The sequence below is a fragment of the Geodermatophilus arenarius genome, from assembly GCF_042654585.1.
GTDB lineage: Bacteria > Actinomycetota > Actinomycetes > Mycobacteriales > Geodermatophilaceae > Geodermatophilus > Geodermatophilus arenarius.
Genome location: NZ_JBHSGR010000006.1, coordinates 125,644 through 146,886, shown reverse-complemented (window position 1 = coordinate 146,886; position 21,243 = coordinate 125,644). Strand labels below are relative to the sequence as shown.

Genomic DNA, 21,243 nt, shown 5'->3' with positions numbered 1-21,243 from the left:
GTGCTCCTCGACGGGTGGTCGGGCGGGCCGGGACTACGCCGGGGAGACCTCGTCGACGGCCTTGACCGTGATGGTGTCGAAGCCCTCGACCTCCTCGGGCTTGCGCGCGGCGGGCCCGACGTAGCGGGCCGACGGGCGCACGAGGCGGCCGGTCTGCTTCTGCTCCAGGATGTGCGCGCACCAGCCGGCGGTGCGGGCACAGGTGAACATCGACGTGAACATGTGGCTCGGGACCTCGGCGAAGTCGAGGACGATCGCCGCCCAGAACTCCACGTTGGTCTCGATCGGCCGGTCCGGGCGCCGCTCGCGCAGCTCCTTGAGCGCGGCGTTCTCCAGCGCCAGCGCGGCCTCGAAGCGCGGGGCGCCGAGCTCCTTCGCGGCCTTGCGCAGCGTGCGGGCGCGGGGGTCCTCGGCCCGGTAGACCCGGTGCCCGAAGCCCATCAGGCGCTCCTTGCGGTCGAGCAGGTCCTTGACGTACTTCTCCGCGTCGCCGGCCTGCTCGACGCCGTCGAGCATGTGCAGGACCCGGGAGGGGGCGCCGCCGTGCAGCGGGCCCGACATCGCGCCGATCGCGCCGGACATCGCGGCGGCGACGTCGGCGCCGGTGGAGGCGATGACGCGGGCGGTGAAGGTGGAGGCGTTCATGCCGTGCTCGGCGGCCGACGTCCAGTAGGCGTCGACGGCGGCGACGTGGCGGGGGTCGGGCTCGCCGCGCCAGCGGACCATGAACCGCTCCACGATGGTGGAGGCCTCGTCGATGCGGCTCTGCGGCACGGCCGGGATGCCGATGCCGCGGGCGGACTGGGCGACGTAGGACAGCGCCATGACCGCGGCGCGGGCCAGCTGGTCGCGGGCCTCCTCGTCGCTGATGTCCAGCAGCGGGCGGTAGCCCCAGAACGGGGCGAGCATCGCCAGCGCGGCCTGGACGTCGACGCGGACGTCGCCGCTGTGCACCGGGATCGGGAACGGCTCGGCCGGGGGCAGGCCGGGGCCGAACTTGCCGTCGACCAGCAGCGCCCACACGTTGCCGAAGGTGATCTTGCCGACCAGGTCCTCGATGTCGACCCCGCGGTAGCGGAGCGACCCGCCGTCCTTGTCGGGCTCCGCGATCGTGGTCTCGAAGGCGATGACGCCCTCGAGGCCGGGTACGAAGTCGTCGGCCATCTCGCATGCTCCTCTGCGCGCGCGGACCTCGTGCCCGCACGTTCAGCGGCGCACGACTGCACCGCGACACTAGGCCCAGCGGCCGCCTCCGTTCCATCCGGGGCTGCCGCCCAGCGGGAGCCGCCCGGCGCCCGCTCCCCGGCGCGGTGTCAGCATGGCGGGGTGGCCGACCTCTCCCGCATGCGCAGGGACTACGACCGCCCGGGGCTGCGCGAGGAGGACCTCGCGCCCACCTGGGTCGAGCAGTTCGACGCCTGGTTCCGCGACGTCGTCGCCGCCGACGTCCCCGACCCGAACGCGGTGGTCGTGGCCACGGCCGACGCCGACGGCGCCCCGGACGCGCGGATCGTGCTGCTCAAGGGCTACGACGAGGCCGGCTTCGTCTTCGGCACCAGCTACGCCTCCGCCAAGGGCGCGCAGCTGGCCGTCAACCCCCGCGCGGCGCTGGTCTTCCCCTGGCACGCGCTGCAGCGGCAGGTCCGCGTGACCGGCACCGTCGAGCGCGTCGGCGAGGCCGCCTCCGACGACCTGTGGGACCCCCGCCCGCGCGAGGCGCAGCTGGCCGCGGTCGCCTCGGTGCAGTCGACCGTCGTCGACTCCCGGGAGGAGCTCGAGGAGCGGGTGCGGCTGCTCGACGAGGAGACGACGACGGAGAAGGTGCCGCGGCCGCCGGCCTGGGGCGGCTACCGCGTGGTGCCGCGGACCGTCGAGTTCTGGCAGGGCGGGCCCGGGCGGCTGCACGACCGGCTGCGGTTCGTCCGCGACGACGAGGAGGGCGGCGGCTGGGTCCTCCAGCGGCTCGCCCCGTGACGGAGGACCCCGCTGCCCCCCGCCCCTCGCACGCCCGGCGCGGGTCCCTGCAGCAGGGCCGTTCCGGTACGTCACCTCCCGGCGGGCAGCTGCCCGCCGACCCGGTCGAGCCGGGGGAGGTCGCCGAGCCCGCGCCCGTCCCGCGCCGCCGCGGCTGGGCGCTGGACACCAGCCCGCTGCGCAACCCCGGCTACCGGCGGCTGTTCTGGGGGCTGACCTCGACGATGGTCGGCCAGCAGATGACGCTGGTCGCCGTCCCGGTGCAGGTGTACGCGATCACCCGGGACTCGCTGCTGGTCGGCGTCACGTCGATGGTCTCGCTGGTGCCGCTGGTGGTCTTCGGCCTGCTCGGCGGGGCGATCGCCGACGCGATGGACCGGCGGAGGCTCATGCTCGTCACCGGGGTCGGCTCGGCGGTGACCAGCGCGCTGCTGGCCCTGCAGGCGCTGCTGCCCGGCGGCGGGAGCCTCTGGCTGCTGTGGGCGCTCGTGGCCGCGGTCTCCGGCTTCACCGCGGTCAACCAGCCCGCGCGCAGCGCGGTGATCCCCGCACTGGTCGGGCCGGAGGGCGTGGCGGCGGCGAACGCGCTGGCGATGACCGTGCGGCAGGTCGGCGTCATCGTCGGTCCGCTGGTCGCCGGGCTGCTCATCGGCCTGGGCGACCTGTTCGTCGCCTACGCCGTCGACGCCGCCACGCTCCTGGTCGCCGTGCTCCTGGTGCGCGGCCTGCCGCCGCTGCCGCCGGGCGGGAACACCGGGCCGCTGCGGCTGGGCGCCGCCGTCCGCGGGGTGGGGGAGGGCTTCACCTTCCTGCGCACCCAGCCGGTGCTGCTCATGACCTTCGTCGTCGACGTCGTCGCGATGCTGTTCGCCTGGCCGCAGGCGGTGTTCCCCGAGCTCGCCGCCGACCGCTACGCGGGCTCGGCCAACGCCTACGGGTGGCTGTTCGCCGGCATCTCCATCGGCGCGCTGCTCATGGGCCTGACCTCGGGCTGGGTGTCGCGGGTCGACCGGCAGGGCGCGGTGGTGCTCGCCGCGATCGTCGTGTGGGGCGTGGCGATCATCGGGTTCGGCCTCGCGCAGTCGCTGTGGATGGCGGTGTTCTTCCTCGCCGTCGCCGGGGCCGGGGACATGGTCAGCGCGGTGCTGCGCTCGTCGATGCTGCAGACCGCCGCGCCCGACGAGATGCGCGGGCGGATGCAGGGCGTGTTCATCGTCGTCGTCGCCGGCGGGCCGCGGCTCGGCGACCTGCGCGCCGGCGCGGTGGCCAGCGCGGCGGGCGTCGGCGTCGCCATGGTCTCCGGCGGGGTCGTCGTCGTCGTCGCGATGGCGGTGGTCGCGCTGCTGGTGCCCTCGTTCCGGCTGTTCCGCGCCTCCAGGGCCGGCGCCTAGGCCTCCCCGCAGGGTCCCGCCGCGGGCCCGCGAGTGGCGGGGGCAGGGAGGTCCTCCGTCTAGGCCAACGCGCCGGCGACGACGCGGAGGTCCGCGACCAGCGCGTCGAAGGCCGCGGCACGGGCCTCGTCCGGCGTCCGCAGGATCGCCGAGGGGTGCGCGGTCGCGAGCATCCAGGTCTGCGCCGGCTCGTCCTCCTCCGGCTCGTCGTCGCCGGCCTCGGCGCGCGCGACGCCCGGCGGCGTCCACGGCATGAGCTTCCCGCGCTCCTTGGTGATCCGGAACGACGGCGAGATGAGCGCCTTGGCCGCCGTCGCGCCCAGGCAGACGACGACCTCGGGCTTGAGCACCTCGAACTCCGCCTCCAGCCAGGGCCGGCAGGCGCGGAGGTGCTCGGCGCCCGGCGACTGGTGGATCCGCCGCTTGGGCGTCGGCGTGAAGCGGAAGTGCTTGACCGCGTTGGTGACGTAGGCGTCCCTCCGCTCGATCCCGGCCTCGGCCAGCGCCCGGTCCAGCAGCCGGCCGGCCGGGCCGACGAACGGCTCGCCCCTGCGGTCCTCCTGGTCGCCCGGCTGCTCGCCGACGAACACGATCCGCGCGGTCTCCGGCCCCTCGCCGAACACGGTCTGGGTCGCCGGCTCCCACAGCTCGCAGGCCCGGCAGCCGGCCGCCGCCCGGCGCAGCCCGTCCAGCCCGACGCCCGACGGTGGGCGGGCGGGGACGTTCTCCTGGCTCATGTCCCGATGACACCGCAGGTCAGCACGGTCCGCGAGGCGGGGACCGATAGCGTCGGCGCGCACGGGGACAGCGGACGGAGGAACGGTGCTCGAGTTCGACGGGCTCCACAAGAGCTACGGCGACAACCGCGTGCTGGAGGGCGTCGGGTTCACCGTCGCCCCCGGCTCGATGTTCGGCTTCTGCGGGTCCAACGGGGCCGGGAAGACGACGACCATGCGCATCGCCATGGGGCTGGCCCGGGCCGACGCGGGCGAGGTGCGCTGGCGCGGCCGGCCGCTGGACGAGGGGACCCGGCGGCGCATCGGCTACATGCCGGAGGAGCGCGGGCTCTACCCGAAGATGCGGGTCGGCGAGCAGCTGACCTACTTCGCCCGGCTGCACGGCGTGGACGCCGCCGCCGCGGCCCGCGCCGCGGACGAGTGGTCCGGGCGGCTGGGCCTGGGCGAGCGCCGCGGCGACCCCGTCGAGAAGCTGTCGCTGGGCAACCAGCAGCGGGTGCAGCTGGCCGCCGCGCTGGTCAGCCGGCCCGAGGTGCTGATCCTCGACGAGCCGTTCAGCGGCCTGGACCCGGTCGGCGTCGACGCGCTGGCCGAGGCGCTGCTCGACCAGTGCCGCGGCGGGGTGCCGGTCGTGTTCTCCAGCCACCAGCTCGACCTGGTCGAGCGGCTGTGCGACTCGGTGGGCATCCTCGCCCGCGGCCGCATGGTCGCCACCGGCACCGTCGCGGAGCTGCGCCGCCGCGAGGCCGGCCGGCTGCTGCGGGTCGTCGTCCCCGACGCCGCGCCCGGCTGGGCCGCCGCCGTGCCCGGCGTCCGGGTCGTCTCCGAGCAGGCCGGCGACACGCTGCTGGAGCTGGCCGCGGGCGCCGACGACCAGCAGGTCCTCGCCGCCGCGCTGCGCACCGGCCGGGTCACCCACTTCGCCTGGCGGGAGGCCACGCTGGTGGAGCTGTTCCGCGAGGCCGTCGCCGACCCGGCGCAGCAGGCCGCCGCGCGCGAGGAGGTGGCCGCGTGAGCGCCCCGCTGTCCAGCGGGCGGCTGGTCCGCCTGGTCGCCGCCCGCGAGGTCTCCACCCGCATCCGCGACAAGACGTTCATCGCCAGCTCGGTGCTGATGATCGTGCTGATCCTCGGCGTGCTGGTCTTCCAGGTCGTCGTCAACTCCGGCGGGGACACCAGCCGGGTCGGCGTCGTCGGCGAGCCCGGGCAGGTCGGCCAGGCCCTCGAGGCCCAGGGCGACGCGCTCGGCGTCGACGTCGAGGTGGTCCGGTTCGACACCGACGACGCCGCCCGCGCCGCCGTCGAGGCCGAGGACGTCGACGGCGCCCTGGTCGGCGCGGCCACCGCTCCCGAGCTGGTGGTCCGCGAGCCCGACACGACGCTGGAGGCGGTCGTGTCCGGCGCGGTGGGGGCCGTGGCGCTCACCGACGCGCTCGCCGGGGCCGGCGTCGACCCCGCGGACCTGCCGACGCTGTCGGTGACCGCGCTCGACGACGACGGCGACCAGCAGAACGTCGTGGTCGCGATCGTCGGCGTCGTCGTGCTCTACAGCCTGCTCATCCTCTTCGCCCAGTTCGTCGCGCAGGGCGTCGTCGAGGAGAAGTCCAGCCGGGTGGTGGAGCTGCTGCTCGCCACGATGAAGCCGTGGCAGCTGCTGGCCGGGAAGATCCTCGGCCTCGGCGTGCTCGGCCTCGCGCAGATCGCCGTCATCGCCGCGATCGGGATCGGCGGCGCGCTCGCCTTCGACGTCGTCGACCTGCCCGGCGAGCTGGTCGGCACGGTGCTGTGGCTGCTGTTCTGGTTCGTCCTCGGCTACGCGCTCTACGCCTCGCTGTTCGCCGTCGCCGCCTCGCTGGTCAGCCGGCAGGAGGACCTCGGCAGCGTGCTGACCCCGGCGTCGCTGGTGCTGGTCGCGGGCTTCGTCGTCGCCGTGCAGGCGGCGAGCGACCCGGACGGGAGCCTGGCCGTGGTCACCTCCTACGTGCCGGGGCTCTCGCCGATGGTCATGCCGGTGCGCCAGGCGGCGGGGGACGTCGCGCTCTGGGAGGTCGGCGCGGCCGTCGTCCTCATGCTCGTGGCGATCGCGCTGGTGGTCCGGCTGGGCGGCCGGGTGTACTCCGGCGCCCTGCTCCGGACCAGCGGGAAGACCAAGCTGCGGGAGGCCCTGCGGGCCGGGCGGGCCTGAGCGCCGGGCGGGGGGACACCCGCCCGGTCGAGCAGCGGACACGTTGGGGTGACCTCACCCCTGCGGAGGGCGTGCGCCCAGGTCGGCGCGGCCATCATCGGCGCCATGACCGAGGACCTGGACGCGCGCCTCTGGCGGCTGCAGGCCTCCGAGGACGCCGACGAGCTGATCGAGCTGGGCTGCGACCTCGCCGACGCCGGCCGGCAGACCGACGCCGAGTGGTGCTTCCGCCGCGCGGCGGAGCTCGGCGACGTCACCGGCTACTACGACCTGGGCAACAGCCTCGCCGCGCAGGAGCGCTGGACCGAGGCCGTCGAGGCCTACGAGGTGGCCCTGGCCGGCGGCGAGGCCGACGCCTGGCGCAACCTCGGGCTGGTGCTCGAGCAGCTCGGCGACCTCGCGGGGGCCATGGCCGCCTACCGCGGGGCCGCCGACGCGGGCGACACCGAGGGCGGCCTCCAGCTGGCCTTCCTGCTGCGCGAGCAGGGGGAGCGCGAGCAGGCCCTGTCCGTCGCCGAGGAGCTGGCCGCGAGCGGCGACGCCGAGGCCGACGCCGTCGCCGCCTGCTGGCAGTGGTGCGCGACCCTCGACCCGGCGCTGGAGGACCGGCTGCGCACCGGCGCCGCCCACTTCGCCGCCGCCCGCGCCGACCTGGCCGCGCTGCTGCTGCAGACCGGCCGCCCGGAGGAGGCCCGCGCGGTGCTCGAGCGCGGCGCCAAGCTCGGCGAGCAGGTGGCCTGGCTGCCGCTGGGCAACCTCTACCGCGAGCTGCTCGCCGACGACGAGGCCGCCGAGGAGGCGTACCGCGCCGGGATCCAGGCCGGCGACGCGTACTGCCACCACAACCTCGGCGTGCTGCTGGCCGACCGCGGCGACCTCCCCGGCGCGGCGGAGGAGTTCGAGCGCGGCGCCGCGGCCGGCGACCAGCTCGCCGCCGCCGCGCTCGCGCTGCTCCAGGGCAGCTGACCGGCCCCTGCGGCGGGGTCCTCCTACTGCCGGAGGCCGGCGAGCGGGCCGCGGTAGGGGTTCGCCGGCGGGCCGGTGACGCCGGGCCGCACGGTGAACAGCCGCCCGGCCTCCGCCTCGTCGGCGTCGCCGTGCGCGGTGCTGATGACCAGCAGGCCGCGGTCCGGCCCGGCGAAGGCGCAGCTGGAGGTGTTGGCCACCGGCACCTCGACGACGGCGAGCAGCTCGCCCTCCGGTGACCAGCGGCGCACCTGCCCGCCGCCCCACATCGCCGTCCAGAGGCAGCCCTCGTCGTCGACGGTGAGCCCGTCGGCCACGCCGTCGGCGCCGCCGGTCTCCAGCAGCACCCGCCCGCGGCCCCACGCACCCGAGGACGGGTCGTGGTCGACGGCGTGCACCAGGCCGGGGCCGGAGTCGGCGAGGTAGACGGTGCGGTCGTCGGGCGACCAGCCCAGCCCGTTGGAGACGGTCAGCCCCTCGCGGACGGTCGTGACGGTGCCGTCGGTGTCCAGCCGGTAGAGGGTGCCGGCGCCGGGGCGCTCGTCGAAGGCCATCGTCCCGGCGTAGAACCGCCCGGCGCGGTCGCACTTCGCGTCGTTCATGCGGGTGCCGCCGTCGTCCGGGCCGCCGCCCTCGCCGGCCAGCTCCAGCAGCACCCGCGCGGTGCCGTCGTCGGCGAGGTGGGTGAACCCGGCGCCGGCGGCGGCCAGCCACCCGCCGCCGGCGGCCGGGACGACGGCGCCCACGGTGTCGCCGGCGGACAGCGAGCCGGTGTCGGTCAGGGTGTCGCCGTCGAGGGCGGCCCGGCGGACCCGCCCGGCGCTGATGTCGACCCACAGCAGCTCGGAGCGGGCGTCGTCCCAGGTGGGGCCCTCGCCGTGGTCGGCGGGGGCGGGGGCGGCGGGGGTGGCGCGCAGCGTCAGCACGCGGGGGACCTTCCCCCGGGACACCCGCCCGTCACATGGGGGGCCGATACTGCCCGCATGTCGGAAGCCACCGTCGACGTCGCCGACCTGCGCCTGCCCGGACGCGACCCGGAGGGGGACGGCCGGGCCGACGACGCCCCGCTGCGCGAGGACATCCGGCTGCTCGGCCGGGTCCTCGGCGAGGTGATCCGGGAGCAGAGCGGCGACGACGTCCTGGACCTGGTCGAGTCCACCCGCGTGCAGGCCTTCGCCGTCCGCCGCTCCGAGACCGACCGCGCGGAGGTCGCCGCCCGCATGGGCGACCTCGACGTCCGCGCGGCCAACCACGTCATCCGCGCGTTCAGCCACTTCTCGCTACTGGCCAACCTGGCCGAGGACCTGCACCACGAGCGCCGCCGCCGGCACCACCGCCGGGCCGGTTCGCCGCCGCAGCCCGGCAGCCTCGCGGCCACCTTCGCGCTGCTGGACCGGGCGGACCTGGACCCCGACGTCGTCGCGCGGGAGCTGGCCGGCGCGCTGGTGGTCCCGGTGGTCACCGCGCACCCCACCGAGGTGCGCCGCAAGACGATCTCGCAGGTGCAGCAGCAGGTCACCGAGCTGATCCGGGAGCGCGACCGGATGGCGCCGGGGGAGGTCGACGAGGCCGCCTGGTCGGCGCAGCTGGAGCGGGCGGTGCTCACCCTCTGGCAGACGGCGCTGCTGCGGCTGTCCCGGCTGCGGCTGGCCGACGAGATCGACGAGGCGCTGCGCTACTACGACCTGTCGCTGTTCCGGGTGGTGCCCGAGATCAACGCCGACCTGCGCCGCGCGCTGCAGGAGCGCTGGCCGCACGCCGGCCTGCCCACCCAGCCGGTGCTGCAGCCGGGCTCGTGGATCGGCGGCGACCGCGACGGGAACCCGTTCGTCACCGCCGACGCCGTCCGCCGCGCCAGCACCCGGCAGGCCGAGACGGCGCTGGCCCACCACCTCGGCGAGCTCGTGCAGCTGTACCGCGAGCTGTCGATGTCCGACCGGCTGGTCACGCCGACGCCGCAGCTGGCGCACCTGGCCGACGCCTCCCGCGACGACTCGCCGTTCCGCGCCGACGAGCCCTACCGGCGGGCGCTCAACGGCGTGCACGCCCGGCTGGCCGCCACCGCGAAGCGGGTCCTCGGGCGGGTGCCCGGCGTGCCGCCGGTCGCCGAGCTCGACCCCTACGACACCCCCGACGAGCTGCTCGCCGACCTCGCCGTCGTCGACGCCTCGCTGCGCAGCCACGGCGCCGGCGCGCTGGCCGACGACCGGCTGGCCCGGCTGCGCGACGCCGTCGAGGTGTTCGGCTTCCACCTCGCCGGGCTGGACATGCGGCAGAACTCCTCGGTCCACGAGGAGGTCCTCGCCGAGCTGCTGGCCTGGGCCGGCGTCTGCCCCGACTACGCCTCCCTCGACGAGGCCGCCCGGGTCGAGCTGCTGGCCGGGGAGCTGCAGATGCGCCGGCCGCTGGTGCGGCCGGGCGCGGAGCTGTCGGAGCTGGCCCGCGGGGAGCTGGACCTGCTGGAGGCCGCCGCCGGGCAGGTCGCGCTGCTCGGGCCGCGGGCGATCCCGAACTACGTGATCAGCATGTGCGAGTCGGTGAGCGACGTGCTCGAGGTCGCCGTCCTGCTCAAGGAGGTCGGCCTGCTCGACCCCGACGGCGAGGACGGCCCCACCTGCCCGGTCGGCATCTCGCCCCTGTTCGAGACGATCGCCGACCTGCAGGGCGCCGGCGAGACGATGACCGCCGTCCTCGCCCAGCCGGTGTACCGGGCGCTGGTCGCCAACCGCGGCGACGCGCAGGAGGTCATGCTCGGCTACTCCGACAGCAACAAGGACGGCGGCTACCTCGCCGCCAACTGGGCGCTGTACCGGGCCGAGCTGGCGCTGGTCGAGGTGGCGCGGCGCGAGGACATCCGGCTGCGGCTGTTCCACGGCCGCGGCGGCACGGTCGGCCGCGGCGGTGGCCCGAGCTACGAGGCGATCCGCGCCCAGCCGCCCGGCGCGGTGGCCGGCGCGCTGCGGCTCACCGAGCAGGGCGAGGTGATCGCGGCCAAGTACGGCGAGCCCGACCTCGCCCGTCGCAACCTCGAGGCGCTGGTGGCGGCGACGCTGGAGGCCACGCTGCTCGACGTCGAGGGCCTCGGCGACGGCGCGGAGGACGCCTACGCGCTGCTCGACGACCTCGCCGATCGCGCGCAGGCGGCCTACCGGGCGCTCGTGCACGAGACCCCGGGGTTCGTGGAGTGGTTCCGCGCCGCGACGCCGATCCGCGAGCTGGCGGAGCTGAACATCGGCAGCCGCCCGCCCTCGCGCAAGGCCGGCGACCGGATCGCCGACCTGCGGGCCATCCCGTGGGTGTTCAGCTGGTCGCAGGCGCGGATCATGCTGCCCGGCTGGTACGGCACCGGGACGGCGCTGGAGTCCTGGATCGGGGACGACCCGGCGCGGCTGGCCCGGCTGCAGGAGCTGCACCGGCGGTGGCCGTTCTTCCGGACGGTCCTGTCGAACATGGGGATGGTGCTGGCCAAGACCGACCTCGACCTCGCCGCCCGCTACGCGGGGCTGGTGCCCGACGAGGAGCTGCGGGCGCGGGTGTTCGACCAGATCACCGCCGAGCACGAGCGCACCTGCCGGGTGCTGCTCGCGGTCACCGGCGACGACCACCTGCTGGCCGACAACCCGTCGCTGGCCCGGTCGATCCGCAACCGGTTCCCCTACCTGGAGCCGCTGCACCACCTGCAGGTGGAGATGCTGCGCCGGCGCCGGACCGGCGACGACGACGAGCTGGTGCGGCGCAACATCCAGCTGACGATCAACGGGATCGCGACGGCGCTCCGGAACTCCGGCTGAGCCCGCTCACCGGCAGGCGGTTGCGGTCCAGCCAGGCGGCCAGCCGGGCGCCGTCCCAGGGGCGGCGGCGCCGGGCGGCGGCCATCACCAGCCCGCGCGGCAGCTCGGCCAGTGCCAGCGCGATGCCCGCGGCGCCGGGGGCGTCGCCGTCGCGGACGTGGTCGAGGACCGCGCGTCCCCGCCCGGCGAGGAAGGCCGCCGTCTCCCGGACCGGCCGGTCGGCGTGCTGCGGGCGGAGCACCTGGACGGTGCGGGCGTAGTGCCACTCCCGCAGGAACACCCCGCGGGCGGTGCGGCCGCCCTTGCCGTGCCGGAACACGGTGTCGGGCACCCGCAGCAGCAGGTGCCCGGCCGCCCGCAGCCGCCGGGAGGCGTCGCGGTCCTCGTTGTAGAAGAAGTACAGCGGGTCGAACCCGCCGGCGGCGAGGAACTCCGCCCGGCGCACGAGCAGCGCGGTGCCGCCGAGCTCCTCGGCCGGGAACGGCGGGCCGGGCGGGTCGTCGTCCTCGCCGGGGCCGTGCACCGCGGGCGCGGCCCAGACCGCCCGTGGCTCGGCGTCGAGGACCGCGGCCAGCCGGCGCAGCACGTCCGGGCCGGGCTCGCCGTCGGAGTTGACCAGCGCGACGTAGCGGCCGGCGCAGGCGTCGAGGGCGAGGTCCATGGCGCGCGCCCAGCCGAGGTTGCGCGGGGAGGACAGCACCCGGGCGTCGGCGTCGGGGTGGCAGTCGCGCAGCAGGGCGCGGGCGGCCGCGGAGGTCGCCGGCGCGGCGGCGTTCTCCACCAGCAGCGCCCGGCCCCGCCAGCCCGGGCCGGTGGCCGCCGACACCGCGGCGTGGTGCCGGGCGAGCATCTCCGGCGCTTCCCGGTGGACGAGGAACACGACGTCGACGTCGTCGAGGGAGGTGCGCGCGGGGGCCGTCACCGTGGCGCCCTACCCCGCGCGCGCCGGTGGCCTACCGTGCCGGGGGAGCACTGACGGCGGGGGGACCGTGGCGGACACGATGCGCGTGGCGGCGTCGGGGGAGGACCTGCGCGCCGCGGCCCGGCTGCTGGGCGTCGGCCCGGCGGCCCTGGCGCCCGAGCTGCTCGACCCCGGCGCGCGGCTGCTGGTCGGCGACGACGCCGCCGCGCACCTGCGCCGCCGCTGGACCGACGAGGGCACGACCGAGGCCGTCGTCGTGCACCGCTCCACGCACGTCACCGGCCGCTCGGCGCTGCTCGCCGTCGCCGCGGCCTGGGGCTGCTCGCAGGTCCGCGACGCGGGCACCGGCCGGGTGGTCGAGGTGGCGGCCCCGCCGGACGACGCGCCGCTGACCGCGCGGTTCGCGCACCTGGCCGCGCTGGCCGCGACGCGGGTCGAGGTGGCCGTGGCGCTGGCCCGCGACACCGGCCTCGACCGCCGCAAGGACGACGGCAGCTGGTCGATGGCCGCCGACGAGGCCGCGCACGCCGCCGCGGCCGGGACGCTGGCCCCGCTCGGCGTGCCCGTGCTGTCGGAGGAGCGGCCGGACCCGGCCGTGTCCGACGACGACGCGTGGATCGTGCTCGACCCGCTCGACGGCACCGGCAACTTCCGCGCCGGCCTGCCGCCGTGGGCGTTCTCGGCGGCGCTGGTGCACCGCGGGCGGGCTGTCGCCGGGCTCGTCGTCGACCTGTCGTCGGGGCGCCGCTGGGCCGGGACCGTCGACACCGGCGCGCAGCGGGACGGCGTGCCGGCGCGGGTGCGGGAGGGCAGCACCGTCGTCGCGCCGTCGGGCCGGACCGTGCGGGTGCCCGGGACGGCGCACCGCGTGCGGGTGACCGGCTGCACCGCCGTCGACCTGTGCCTGGTCGCCGACGGGTCGGCCGGCGCCTGGCACGACCTGGACCGCAGCGGCACGCACGTGCACGACGTCGCCGGCGGGCTGGCCGTGCTCGCGGCCGCCGGCGGGGTCGCGCTGACCCCGGACGGCGACCCCCTCTCCCTGCGGCCGGACACCGAGACGCTGATCCGGTTCGTGGCGGCGGCCTCCGGGCAGGGCGCCCGGGAGCTGGCCGCCGCGGTCCTCGGCTAGAGGGTCTGCCCCAGCACCACGGTGTTGCCGGCCGGGTCGCCGCACGATGCCAGGCGGAACTGCCCGTCGGGGGTGGTGAACAGCCGGGGCTCGATGCCCCGGGCGGTCAGCTCGGCGGCTCGGGCGTCGGCGTCGTCCGCACCGAGGACCACGGTGACGCCGCGCGGCGCGTCGGGCAGCGCGATGACCTGCACGGCGCCGCCGTCGGTGAGCTGCCACTCCGCGCACGAGCTCATTGGCCGGCGGTCGGGCTCGCGGTCGAAGAGCCGGCGGTACCAGGACTCGGCGGCGGGGAAGTCGTCGACGGGCAGGACGGCGAGGACGTTGCTGGGGTGCATGCGGGATCGACCGGACGGTGAGCCGGAACTCATCGGTCCGCGGCGGCCCGCACGGCGGCCAGCAGGGACTCGCGCTCGTGCAGCGTGGTCCGGGCGCGGCCGCGGGTGGCGCCGAGGGCGACCTCGGCGGCGTCGATGGCCCGCCAGTCCTCCAGCAGCACCGGCTCGGCGCCGCGGGCGCGCAGCGTGCGCACCAGGTCGTCGCGGTCGCCGTGCGCGCCGATCACCCCGGCCTCGGCGTCGGCCAGCAGCGACGCCACCGTCTCCCGGGCGTCGTGCTTGTTGGTGCCGACGACGCCGGTGGGCCCGCGCTTGATCCACCCCGCCACGTACTCGCCGGGGGATCGGGCGCCGTCGCGCAGCACCCGGCCCTCCTCGTTGGGCACGGTGCCGGTGCGCGGGTCGACCGGCAGGCCGGGCAGGCCCTGCCCGCGGTAGCCGACCGAGCGGACGACGAGGTCGGTGGGCAGCACCTCGGTCTCGCCGGTGCCCACGGCCCGCCCGTCGCCGTCGACGGCGGTGCGCTCCACCTCGATCCCGGTGACCCGGCCGGTGCCGAGGATGCGCACCGGCCGGCGGTAGAAGCGCAGCCACAGCCGGCCGCGGCCGGGCTCGGGCCGGTGGCCGGCCCACTCCCGCAGGACGGCGAGGTTGCGGCTGGCGTTGCGGTCGCCGGCCAGGCGCTCCTCGGCGGCCGGGTCGAGGTCGAGGTCGGCGGGGTCGACGAGCACGGTCGCCCGCTCCAGGCCGTCGAGCTCGCGCAGCTCCATCGTGGTGAAGGACGCCTGGGCCGGGCCGCGGCGGCCGAGCACGGTGACCTCCTCGACCGGCGTCGCGGCGAGGGTGTCGAGCACGTGCTGGGGCATGTCGGTGGACTCGAGCTCCCGCGGGGCGCGGGAGAGCACGCGGGCCACGTCGAGGGCCACGTTGCCGACGCCGACGACGACCGCCCGCCGCACGCCCTGCAGCGCCGCCTCGACCGTCGCGCGGTCGGCGTCGGGGTGGCCGCAGTACCAGGCGACCAGGTCGGTGGCGGCGAGGCTGCCGGTCAGGTCCTCGCCCTCGATCGCCAGCGCCCGGTCCAGCGCCGCCCCGTAGGTGTAGACGACGGCGTCGACGTGCGCGCGCAGGTCCTCGAGCGAGACGTCGGTGCCCACCTCGACGTTGCCGACGAACCGCACGCCGGGGTGGTCCAGCGCCCGGTGCAGCGTGTCGCGGATCGCCCGCATCTTCGGGTGGTCGGGGGCGATGCCGTGCCGGACCAGGCCGAACGGGGTGGGCAGCCGGTCGAGCAGGTCGACGGTCACCGGGACCGGTGCGCGGCGGGTCAGCGTCTCGGCGGCGTAGATGCCCGCCGGGCCCGCGCCGACGACGGCAACCCGCAGCGGCCGCTCGCCGTCCGGGGCGGGGGATCCGTCGTCGGCCACGACTGGCATCCTGGCCCGGCCGGGGCGTCGTGCGCCAGATCACCGCCCCGGCCGACAACCGCCCACCGCAGAGGGGACCGCCCGTGTCCGTCGTCGTCGTCGCCACCATCAGCCCGAAGCCCGAGCACGTGGACGAGGTCCGTCAGGCCGTGCTCGAGACGGTGCCGCAGGTGCACGAGGAGCCCGGCTGCGAGCGGTACGCGCTGCACGAGGGCCGCGGGGTGTTCGTCATGGTCGAGCAGTGGGAGAGCCCCGAGGCGCTGGCCACCCACGGCAAGGCCGAGCCGCTGACCGCGCTGTCGGCGAGGCTCGAGGGCAAGCTCACCGAGCGCCCCGCCGTCCAGGTGCTCACCGCCCACCCCACCGGCGACCCCGCCAAGGGCGCCCTCTAGACGAAGGACCCCTCCGCCCCCACCGCTCGCACGCTCGCGGTGGGCCCCTGCAGAGGGGCCGTCAGACCGCCTGGCAGACGGGGCACCAGTAGAGGTTGCGGCCGGCCATCTCCTCGGTGCGCACCTCGGTGCCGCAGATCCGGCAGGGCAGGCCGGTGCGCCGGTAGACGTAGTGCGCGTCCTCCCGGCGCACCGCACCCGAGCGGCGCGAGCGGTCGGCCGGCTGCGTCGTCACGATCCGGCCCATCCGGACACCGGCGCGCATGATCACCACCAGGTCGTCCCACAGCGCCTGCCACTCCTGCTCGCCGACGTCGCGGCCCGGGCGGAACGGCGAGATCCGGTGCCGGAAGAGGATCTCGGCGCGGTAGACGTTGCCGACGCCGGCCAGCACCGCCTGGTCCATCAGCAGCGCGCCGACCGCCGTCCGGCTGCGGCCGACCCTCGCGTACGACAGCGGGCCGCCCCGGCGGGTGCGCAGCGGGTCGGGGCCGAGCCGGTCGAGGATCGCGTCGACCTCGGGCCGGGTGAGGACGTCGCACGCCGTCGCCCCGCGCAGGTCGGTCCACACGCCCTCGCCCTTCGGCCCGTCGGCCACCCAGCGCATCCGCAGCGCGCCGCGCGGGGGAGGCGGGTCGCCGACGCCGGTCGTGTAGGTGCCGTAGAGGCCCAGGTGGACGTGCAGCACGTCGCCGCCGAAGTCGGCGAACAGGTGCTTGCCGTAGCTGGTGACCTCCTCGAGCACCCGGCCGTCGAGCAGCGCGGCGCCGGCGGCGAAGCGGCCCTGCGGGCTGGTGACGTGCACCGGCCGGCCCGCGAACAGCTCCGACTGCTCCTTCGCCAGCCGGTACAGGGTGTGGCCCTCAGGCATCGCGCACCGCCTGGTAGCGGGCCAGCGCCACCTGGCGCTCCTCCGCGTGGTCGACGATCGGCAGGGGATAGCCCTCGGGCGGTCCGCCGGGCAGGGTCCACGGCTCGTGCACGTACCGGTCGGGGACGTCGCGCAGCTCGGGCACCCAGCGCCGCACGTAGACGCCGTCGGGGTCGAACTGCTCGCCCTGCCGGGTCGGGTTGAACACGCGGTGGTACGGCGAGGGGTCGGTGCCGGTGCCGGCCACCCACTGCCAGCCGTGGTGGTTGCTGGCGAGGTCGCCGTCGACGAGGTGGTCGAGGAAGTAGCGGGCGCCGCGCCGCCAGTCGACGTGCAGGTCCTTGCAGAGGAAGGACGCCACGACCATCCGCACCCGGTTGTGCACGTAGGCCTCGCCGTGCAGCTGACGCATCCCGGCGTCGACGATCGGGTAGCCGGTGCGGCCCTCGGCCCAGGCGGCGAAGTGCTCGTCGGCCTCCGGGCCGGTGTCGTACCGCATGCGCGCCATCCGCGGGTCGAACGGCTCCCGCGCGGTCTCGGGGCGGTGCCAGAGCACGTCGGCGTAGAAGTCCCGCCAGATGAGCTCGCCGGTGAACTTCTCCACCGCCTCGGCGTGGTCGTCGGCGAGCGCCTGCGCCTCGGCGAGCAGCGTCCGCGGGTGCACGGTGCCGTACTTCAGGTGCGCCGACAGCCGGCTGGTGCCGTCGGAGCCCGGGGTGTTGCGGCCGGTGGCGTAGCCGAGCAGCCGCTGGTCGCGGAACAGCGCCCACGCGTCCAGCCCGGCGCGCTCGCCGGCCGGGGGCAGCACGGTGCCGCCGAGGTCCTGCGCCGGGGGCAGGTCCTCGGAGCGGACGCCGTCGGCCCACGCGACGTCGTCCGGGTACGGGGCGGGGGAGTGCAGCCCGCGCGCCCGCCAGGCCCGGGCGAAGGGCGAGTAGACCCGGTACGGCGTGCCGTCGTCCTTGGTCAGCCGGCCGGGCGTGACGCCGTAGGGCGAGCCGGTGCGGACGAACGGGACCTCACCCAGCGCCCGCTCGACCGCCGCGTCCCGCGCCCGCCCGTACACCCCGGCGTCGGAGGACACGTGCACGCTCGCCGCGCCCGTCTCGCGCACGAGGTCGGGCACCACGCGCGCCGGGTCCCCGGAGCGGACGACCAGCGCCCCGCCGGTCTGCTCGCGCAGGTCGGCCAGGCAGCCGCGCAGGAACTCCCGCCGCGGCCGGCCCGACGGCTCCCACAGCCGCGGGTCCACGACGAAGACGGGCACCACGGTGCCGTCCCGGCCGGCCGCCCCGACCGCGGCGACCAGCGCCGGGTGGTCGCGCAGCCGCAGGTCGCGACGGAACCAGAGCAGGGCGGTCGGCACCCGCGCCAGGTTAGGTCGCCCGGCGCGGGGCCGCAGGTCAGCGCCGGGTCAGCGGTCGGCGGTGGCCAGACCGAAGTGGGGCTTGTCCTCGTCGGCGACGAGGTCCAGCGTCTCGGGATGCTGCTGGATGTAGTGGCGCACGAAGGAGCAGTAGGGCAGGACGTGCAGTCCGCGCTCGCGGGCTGCGTCGAGGACACCGGCCACCAGGACCTTGCCGAGTCCGCGACCCCCCATGCTGGGGTCCACCTCGGTGTGCGGCAGTGCCATCGTGCCGTTCTCGACGTGGTAGCTGGCCAGTCCGACGACGCGCTCGCCGACCCGCACCTCGAACCGTCCCCGCTCGGGGACGTCGACCACCGTGGTCTCCATCGTTGCGTTCCCACCTCCGCTATGCCCCGGCGCCGTTGCCGGGGACACGACGTGCACCTGAGACGGTAACGCCTCGCAGCCGAGAAGGTTTCCTTCTCGAACCAGTGTCCGCCGGAGGAGTTCCTCGACCGGTGCCGGCCCCCGGCGCCAGGACGGTGCCTGCGACCGGCGCGAGGGGGAGCGGGGCGGAGCAGGCTCGGGCCCCACGGGTCGTCCGGCGCGGAGGCGTGGTGACACGGGTGCACCGTGAACCGGGCGTCATGGGCGGGGGTTCGTGCGCGTCCACCCGCGGTCGTCCCGGCGGGCGCCGAGCGCGGCGCGGCAGCGGCGGCAGACGGCCTGCACCTCCTCGGCGTGCCGGCCGGACTCGGGCTGCACGTCGGACCAGCTCACGTGCGGGAAGCGGGCCAGCCGCGAGCGGGACAGCGACAGGCCGCAGACCGTCTCGTTGCGCCCGCGCTCCCAGGCGTGCACCTCGCCGCTGGGGTAGCGGATGCCGTCGTCGGGGTCGGTCCACTGGCCGGCGGCCGCGACCGCGGCGTTGCGGAGTGCCATGCGTCCCCTGTACCCGCGGCGCACCGTCGGGCCCACCCCGACCGGCGGACCTGCGGGTGCGGACGCCGCGGCGGGTCAGCTCAGGTGGTCGAGCCGGTCCTGCAGGAACTCCAGGTGGGCCTGCGCCCGGGCCTCCAGTCCGTCGAAGAAGGCCGCCGCCGTGAGCATCTCGCGGTGGACCGCGGCGACGTCGACGCGGTCGGAGCCGAACGCGGTCTGCAGCCGGATCAGTGCGCGGGACGTCACCGCCGTGTCCTCGGCCGCGTCGGGCCACAGCCCGACCAGCACCTCCTGCACCACGCTCCAGTGCGCGAAGACGTCGTCCCCGTCGAGGGTCAGCGGCTCTCCCGTGAGGGCCGGGAGGTCCTCGAGGACCCCGAGCAGGGAGAGCCGGAGGTGCTCCCGCCAGGCCTCCAGGTAGCGGTAGACCACCCACTGGCCGGCCGGGTCCCCGGCGGTCAGCCGCGCGTACAGCAGGGCCGTCTCCTGGAGGACGCCCTCCCGCTGCTCGCAGCGGCCCCGCGGCCCGTCCCAGGACAGCGGCACGAGGAGCGCGTCCGACGGCGCTGCAGGTCCCACCGACTCCGCGTCGTCCACCATGGTCCGGAACGGTAGAGGGCGTCCGGCCGCGACCGGTACGCCGGACGTCCCGGGACGGGTGCCCCCGGCAGGATTCGAACCTGCGACACACGGTTTAGGAAACCGATGCTCTATCCCCTGAGCTACGGGGGCTCGTCGGCGCAGCGCCGACCGGGGTGTGCGGAACCGAGGCTACCGGGACGCCCGGGAGGGGCCCGCGGAGCGTCCCCGGTGTCTACCGTCTGTGCGTGTTGCTCGCAGTGGTCGAGATGGTGCTGCTGCTGGTGCTCGTCGCCCTGCTGCTCTCCGGCCTCGGCGTCTGGACGGCGGGACGGCGGGCCGCCCCGCCGCGGGCCCGGTGGGCACCGGCGCACGACGAGGTCGACGGGCGGACGCGGGTGCTGCTGCGCCGCTCGTACCCGGGCCCCGACGGGGTGCCGGTCGTGCTCGAGGACCGCGTGTTCGCCGCCTTCCCGGCCGACGACCCCGCCTGGGAGGCCCGCTTCACCGAGGCGATGGCCGGCGCCCGGTTCCGCTGCTCCTACCTGGACGCCGAGGACTCCGCCGGCTGAGCCCCCGCGGCGCGGCCGGTGCGAACGCGGGCAGGATGGCGGGCATGGGACAGGTCGTGGCCACCGCCGAACGCGTCGTCAACGCCCCCGCCGAGCGGGTCCGGGCGGCCCTCGCCGACTACACCGGCACCCGGCGCGAGGTGCTGCCCGAGCAGTTCAGCGACTACCGCGTCGAGGCAGGCGGCCAGGGCTCCGGCACGCGGGTGCACTGGCGGTTCGCCGCGACGTCGAAGCGGGTGCGCGAGCAGGACGTCGAGGTCACCGAGCCCGACGGCACCCTCGTCGAGCGCGACACCCGCTCCTCGATGGTCACCACGTGGACGGTCACCCCGGCGGACTCCGGCAGCAGCACCGTGCGGGTGCGCACCACCTGGACCGGCGCGGGCGGCATCGGCGGCTTCTTCGAGCGGACCTTCGCCCCCAGGGGCCTGCGCCGGGTGTACGACGACCTGCTCGGCCGACTGGAGGGCCGGCTCACCTGACGACGGCGGCGCGGCGTGCGGCCACGGAGGACGATGGGCCGGTGACCGCCGCCCTCCCCGCCGTCCAGACCGCGGACGGCCTCGACGAGCTGGCCGGCCTGGTCGCCGACGGAGACGTCCTCGTCCTCTCCGGCGCCGGCCTGTCCACCGACTCCGGCATCCCCGACTACCGCGGCGCCACCGGCTCCCTGCGCCGGCACACGCCGATGACGTGGCAGACCTTCCGCCGCGACCCGCGCGGGCGGCACCGCTACTGGGCGCGCAGCTACGTCGGCTGGCCGCAGATGGCCGCCGCCCGCCCCAACGCCGGGCACTCCGCCGTCGCCCGGCTGCAGCGCGCCGGCCTGCTCGCCGGCGTCGTCACGCAGAACGTCGACGGGCTGCACCAGGCCGCCGGCGCCCGGGACGTCGTCGAGCTGCACGGCGGGTTGGACCGGACGGTGTGCCTGGCCTGCGGGGACGTCGCCCGGCGGGACGAGCTGCACCGCCGGCTGCGGGCCGCCAACCCGGCCTTCGGCCCGCGCGCGGACGAGGTCAACCCCGACGGCGACGCCGAGCTGCCCGACGAGGTGCTCGACGGTTTCGTGATGGTCGGGTGCACCGCGTGCGGCGACGGGCCGCTCAAGCCCGACGTCGTGTTCTTCGGCGAGACCGTGCCGCGCGACCGCGTGGGCACCTGCTTCCGGATGCTCGAGGAGTCCGCCGGCCTGCTCGTCCTCGGCTCCTCGCTGACCGTCATGAGCGGCTACCGGTTCGTGCTGCGCGCCGCCGAGCTCGGCATCCCGGTGGCGGTGGTCAACCTCGGCCCCACGCGCGGCGACGCCAAGGTCGACGTGAAGGTGGACGCGCCGCTCGGCGAGGTGCTGCCGGAGCTCGCCCGCCGCTGCGGCGCGTGACCCGCCGCGAGGTCGAGCACACCGACGACGGCCGCTGGGTCGTCGTCGACGGGCGGCGGTGGCGGAAGGCGGACCCGTCCCTGCCCGACGACGTCCGCGCCCGGCTGCTGTCCCACCTGGGTGCGGCGCGCGCGGCGGTGCGCACGGCCCCGGACCCGGCCGCCGTCCGGGCCGCCCGGGACCGGGTGCAGCTGGCCAAGACCGGGCTGGGGGAGCGCGGTCCCGCCTGGTGGGAGCAGGACGGCGACGCCCGCCGCGCCCGCTGGGAGGCGGCGCTGGAGGCGCTCGGCGGTTGACCG

23 protein-coding genes and 1 tRNA gene are annotated in these 21,243 nt (G+C 76.5%); 12 read left to right on the top strand and 12 right to left on the bottom strand.

What is annotated here, in order from left to right; translation table 11 throughout:
• Positions 1 to 33: 33 nt before the first annotated feature.
• Positions 34 to 1,164: a citrate synthase 2 gene (locus ACFO3M_RS07725; RefSeq protein ID WP_387987992.1), complete on the bottom strand. Its 1,131-nt coding sequence runs from the start codon at positions 1,162 to 1,164 to the stop codon at positions 34 to 36.
• A gap of 162 nt (positions 1,165 to 1,326) precedes the next feature.
• Between ACFO3M_RS07725 and pdxH the strand changes: the two genes are divergently transcribed.
• Entirely contained in the window at positions 1,327 to 1,974 is a 648-nt protein-coding gene (gene pdxH / locus ACFO3M_RS07720) for a pyridoxamine 5'-phosphate oxidase (protein WP_387987991.1), read from the top strand.
• Positions 1,971 to 3,365: an MFS transporter gene (locus ACFO3M_RS07715; protein WP_387987990.1), complete on the top strand. Its 1,395-nt coding sequence runs from the start codon at positions 1,971 to 1,973 to the stop codon at positions 3,363 to 3,365. The genes pdxH and ACFO3M_RS07715 overlap by 4 nt, the downstream gene beginning before the upstream one ends.
• A gap of 59 nt (positions 3,366 to 3,424) precedes the next feature.
• Here ACFO3M_RS07715 and ACFO3M_RS07710 read toward each other — a convergent pair whose 3' ends face one another.
• Positions 3,425 to 4,102, bottom strand: coding sequence for a UdgX family uracil-DNA binding protein (locus ACFO3M_RS07710; RefSeq protein ID WP_387987989.1), 678 nt, complete (start codon positions 4,100 to 4,102; stop codon positions 3,425 to 3,427).
• Between the two features lie 85 nt (positions 4,103 to 4,187).
• Between ACFO3M_RS07710 and ACFO3M_RS07705 the strand changes: the two genes are divergently transcribed.
• From ACFO3M_RS07705 to ACFO3M_RS07695, 3 genes are all read left to right on the top strand, one after another.
• Entirely contained in the window at positions 4,188 to 5,117 is a 930-nt protein-coding gene (locus ACFO3M_RS07705) for an ABC transporter ATP-binding protein (RefSeq protein ID WP_387987988.1), read from the top strand.
• Complete coding sequence (locus ACFO3M_RS07700; RefSeq protein WP_387987987.1) at positions 5,114 to 6,286, top strand: ABC transporter permease; 1,173 nt, start codon at positions 5,114 to 5,116, stop codon at positions 6,284 to 6,286. The genes ACFO3M_RS07705 and ACFO3M_RS07700 overlap by 4 nt, the downstream gene beginning before the upstream one ends.
• A gap of 105 nt (positions 6,287 to 6,391) precedes the next feature.
• Positions 6,392 to 7,252, top strand: coding sequence for a tetratricopeptide repeat protein (locus ACFO3M_RS07695; protein ID WP_387987986.1), 861 nt, complete (start codon positions 6,392 to 6,394; stop codon positions 7,250 to 7,252).
• Between the two features lie 23 nt (positions 7,253 to 7,275).
• Here ACFO3M_RS07695 and ACFO3M_RS07690 read toward each other — a convergent pair whose 3' ends face one another.
• Complete coding sequence (locus ACFO3M_RS07690) at positions 7,276 to 8,178, bottom strand: SMP-30/gluconolactonase/LRE family protein (RefSeq protein WP_387987985.1); 903 nt, start codon at positions 8,176 to 8,178, stop codon at positions 7,276 to 7,278.
• A 57-nt stretch (positions 8,179 to 8,235) separates the two neighbouring features.
• Here ACFO3M_RS07690 and ppc point away from each other — a divergent pair, with 57 nt between their 5' ends.
• Positions 8,236 to 11,043: a phosphoenolpyruvate carboxylase gene (gene ppc, locus ACFO3M_RS07685; RefSeq protein WP_387987984.1), complete on the top strand. Its 2,808-nt coding sequence runs from the start codon at positions 8,236 to 8,238 to the stop codon at positions 11,041 to 11,043.
• On the opposite strand, the gene ACFO3M_RS07680 is transcribed toward ppc, so the two are convergent.
• Positions 11,006 to 11,965, bottom strand: coding sequence for a glycosyltransferase (locus ACFO3M_RS07680; RefSeq protein ID WP_387987983.1), 960 nt, complete (start codon positions 11,963 to 11,965; stop codon positions 11,006 to 11,008). The genes ppc and ACFO3M_RS07680 overlap by 38 nt on opposite strands.
• 67 nt (positions 11,966 to 12,032) lie before the next feature.
• On the opposite strand from ACFO3M_RS07680, the gene ACFO3M_RS07675 reads away from it, so the two are divergent.
• Positions 12,033 to 13,097, top strand: coding sequence for an inositol monophosphatase family protein (locus ACFO3M_RS07675; protein ID WP_387987982.1), 1,065 nt, complete (start codon positions 12,033 to 12,035; stop codon positions 13,095 to 13,097).
• Here ACFO3M_RS07675 and ACFO3M_RS07670 read toward each other — a convergent pair.
• Both ACFO3M_RS07670 and ACFO3M_RS07665 read right to left on the bottom strand, forming a co-directional pair.
• The gene (locus ACFO3M_RS07670; RefSeq protein WP_387987981.1) at positions 13,094 to 13,435 is read right to left on the bottom strand and encodes a VOC family protein; all 342 of its coding nucleotides are present in this window, start codon (positions 13,433 to 13,435) and stop codon (positions 13,094 to 13,096) included. The genes ACFO3M_RS07675 and ACFO3M_RS07670 overlap by 4 nt on opposite strands.
• Positions 13,436 to 13,464: 29 nt before the next feature.
• Positions 13,465 to 14,871, bottom strand: a complete 1,407-nt coding sequence (locus ACFO3M_RS07665) for an FAD-dependent oxidoreductase (RefSeq protein WP_387987980.1) — start codon at positions 14,869 to 14,871, stop codon at positions 13,465 to 13,467.
• Between the two features lie 74 nt (positions 14,872 to 14,945).
• Here ACFO3M_RS07665 and ACFO3M_RS07660 point away from each other — a divergent pair, with 74 nt between their 5' ends.
• Complete coding sequence (locus tag ACFO3M_RS07660) at positions 14,946 to 15,254, top strand: putative quinol monooxygenase (protein ID WP_387987979.1); 309 nt, start codon at positions 14,946 to 14,948, stop codon at positions 15,252 to 15,254.
• Positions 15,255 to 15,315: 61 nt separating this feature from the next.
• Here the strand turns inward: ACFO3M_RS07660 and ACFO3M_RS07655 are convergent, their stop codons facing one another.
• From ACFO3M_RS07655 to ACFO3M_RS07630, 6 genes are all read right to left on the bottom strand, one after another.
• Entirely contained in the window at positions 15,316 to 16,125 is an 810-nt protein-coding gene (locus ACFO3M_RS07655) for an Fpg/Nei family DNA glycosylase (RefSeq protein WP_387987978.1), read from the bottom strand.
• Positions 16,118 to 17,491: a cryptochrome/photolyase family protein gene (locus ACFO3M_RS07650; RefSeq protein WP_387987977.1), complete on the bottom strand. Its 1,374-nt coding sequence runs from the start codon at positions 17,489 to 17,491 to the stop codon at positions 16,118 to 16,120. The genes ACFO3M_RS07655 and ACFO3M_RS07650 overlap by 8 nt, the downstream gene beginning before the upstream one ends.
• Before the next feature lie 48 nt (positions 17,492 to 17,539).
• A complete protein-coding gene (locus tag ACFO3M_RS07645; RefSeq protein WP_387987976.1) occupies positions 17,540 to 17,860 on the bottom strand; it encodes a GNAT family N-acetyltransferase in 321 nt (106 codons plus the stop codon).
• A gap of 258 nt (positions 17,861 to 18,118) precedes the next feature.
• Positions 18,119 to 18,415 carry a hypothetical protein gene (locus ACFO3M_RS07640; RefSeq protein ID WP_387987975.1) on the bottom strand — a complete coding sequence of 99 codons (297 nt, stop codon included), beginning with the start codon at positions 18,413 to 18,415 and terminating at the stop codon, positions 18,119 to 18,121.
• 75 nt (positions 18,416 to 18,490) lie between these two features.
• The gene (locus tag ACFO3M_RS07635; protein WP_387987974.1) at positions 18,491 to 19,015 is read right to left on the bottom strand and encodes a hypothetical protein; all 525 of its coding nucleotides are present in this window, start codon (positions 19,013 to 19,015) and stop codon (positions 18,491 to 18,493) included.
• A 59-nt stretch (positions 19,016 to 19,074) separates the two neighbouring features.
• Positions 19,075 to 19,147 (bottom strand) — tRNA-Arg (locus ACFO3M_RS07630).
• A 95-nt stretch (positions 19,148 to 19,242) separates the two neighbouring features.
• On the opposite strand from ACFO3M_RS07630, the gene ACFO3M_RS07625 reads away from it, so the two are divergent.
• From ACFO3M_RS07625 to ACFO3M_RS07610, 4 genes are read left to right on the top strand one after another with little or no spacing between them, the layout of a single operon-like run.
• Positions 19,243 to 19,566, top strand: a complete 324-nt coding sequence (locus ACFO3M_RS07625; RefSeq protein ID WP_387987973.1) for a hypothetical protein — start codon at positions 19,243 to 19,245, stop codon at positions 19,564 to 19,566.
• A gap of 44 nt (positions 19,567 to 19,610) precedes the next feature.
• The gene (locus tag ACFO3M_RS07620; protein ID WP_387987972.1) at positions 19,611 to 20,048 is read left to right on the top strand and encodes an SRPBCC family protein; all 438 of its coding nucleotides are present in this window, start codon (positions 19,611 to 19,613) and stop codon (positions 20,046 to 20,048) included.
• 41 nt (positions 20,049 to 20,089) lie between these two features.
• Complete coding sequence (locus ACFO3M_RS07615) at positions 20,090 to 20,944, top strand: NAD-dependent protein deacetylase (protein ID WP_387987971.1); 855 nt, start codon at positions 20,090 to 20,092, stop codon at positions 20,942 to 20,944.
• Positions 20,941 to 21,240 (top strand): biopolymer transporter Tol, encoded by a 300-nt coding sequence (locus tag ACFO3M_RS07610; RefSeq protein ID WP_387987970.1) that lies wholly within the window; start codon positions 20,941 to 20,943, stop codon positions 21,238 to 21,240. Before ACFO3M_RS07615 ends, ACFO3M_RS07610 begins: the two co-directional genes overlap by 4 nt.
• Positions 21,241 to 21,243 lie beyond the last annotated feature (3 nt).

Coding starts and splice junctions, on each gene's coding strand:
- ACFO3M_RS07725 (WP_387987992.1), bottom strand. CDS start 1,164: ATGGCCGACGACTTCGTACCCGGCCTCGAGGGCGTCATCGCCTTCGAG.
- ACFO3M_RS07710 (WP_387987989.1), bottom strand. CDS start 4,102: ATGAGCCAGGAGAACGTCCCCGCCCGCCCACCGTCGGGCGTCGGGCTG.
- ACFO3M_RS07695 (WP_387987986.1), top strand. CDS start 6,392: ATGACCGAGGACCTGGACGCGCGCCTCTGGCGGCTGCAGGCCTCCGAG.
- ppc (WP_387987984.1), top strand. CDS start 8,236: ATGTCGGAAGCCACCGTCGACGTCGCCGACCTGCGCCTGCCCGGACGC.
- ACFO3M_RS07670 (WP_387987981.1), bottom strand. CDS start 13,435: ATGCACCCCAGCAACGTCCTCGCCGTCCTGCCCGTCGACGACTTCCCC.
- ACFO3M_RS07665 (WP_387987980.1), bottom strand. CDS start 14,871: ATGCCAGTCGTGGCCGACGACGGATCCCCCGCCCCGGACGGCGAGCGG.
- ACFO3M_RS07655 (WP_387987978.1), bottom strand. CDS start 16,125: ATGCCTGAGGGCCACACCCTGTACCGGCTGGCGAAGGAGCAGTCGGAG.
- ACFO3M_RS07645 (WP_387987976.1), bottom strand. CDS start 17,860: ATGGAGACCACGGTGGTCGACGTCCCCGAGCGGGGACGGTTCGAGGTG.
- ACFO3M_RS07640 (WP_387987975.1), bottom strand. CDS start 18,415: ATGGCACTCCGCAACGCCGCGGTCGCGGCCGCCGGCCAGTGGACCGAC.
- ACFO3M_RS07635 (WP_387987974.1), bottom strand. CDS start 19,015: ATGGTGGACGACGCGGAGTCGGTGGGACCTGCAGCGCCGTCGGACGCG.
- ACFO3M_RS07620 (WP_387987972.1), top strand. CDS start 19,611: ATGGGACAGGTCGTGGCCACCGCCGAACGCGTCGTCAACGCCCCCGCC.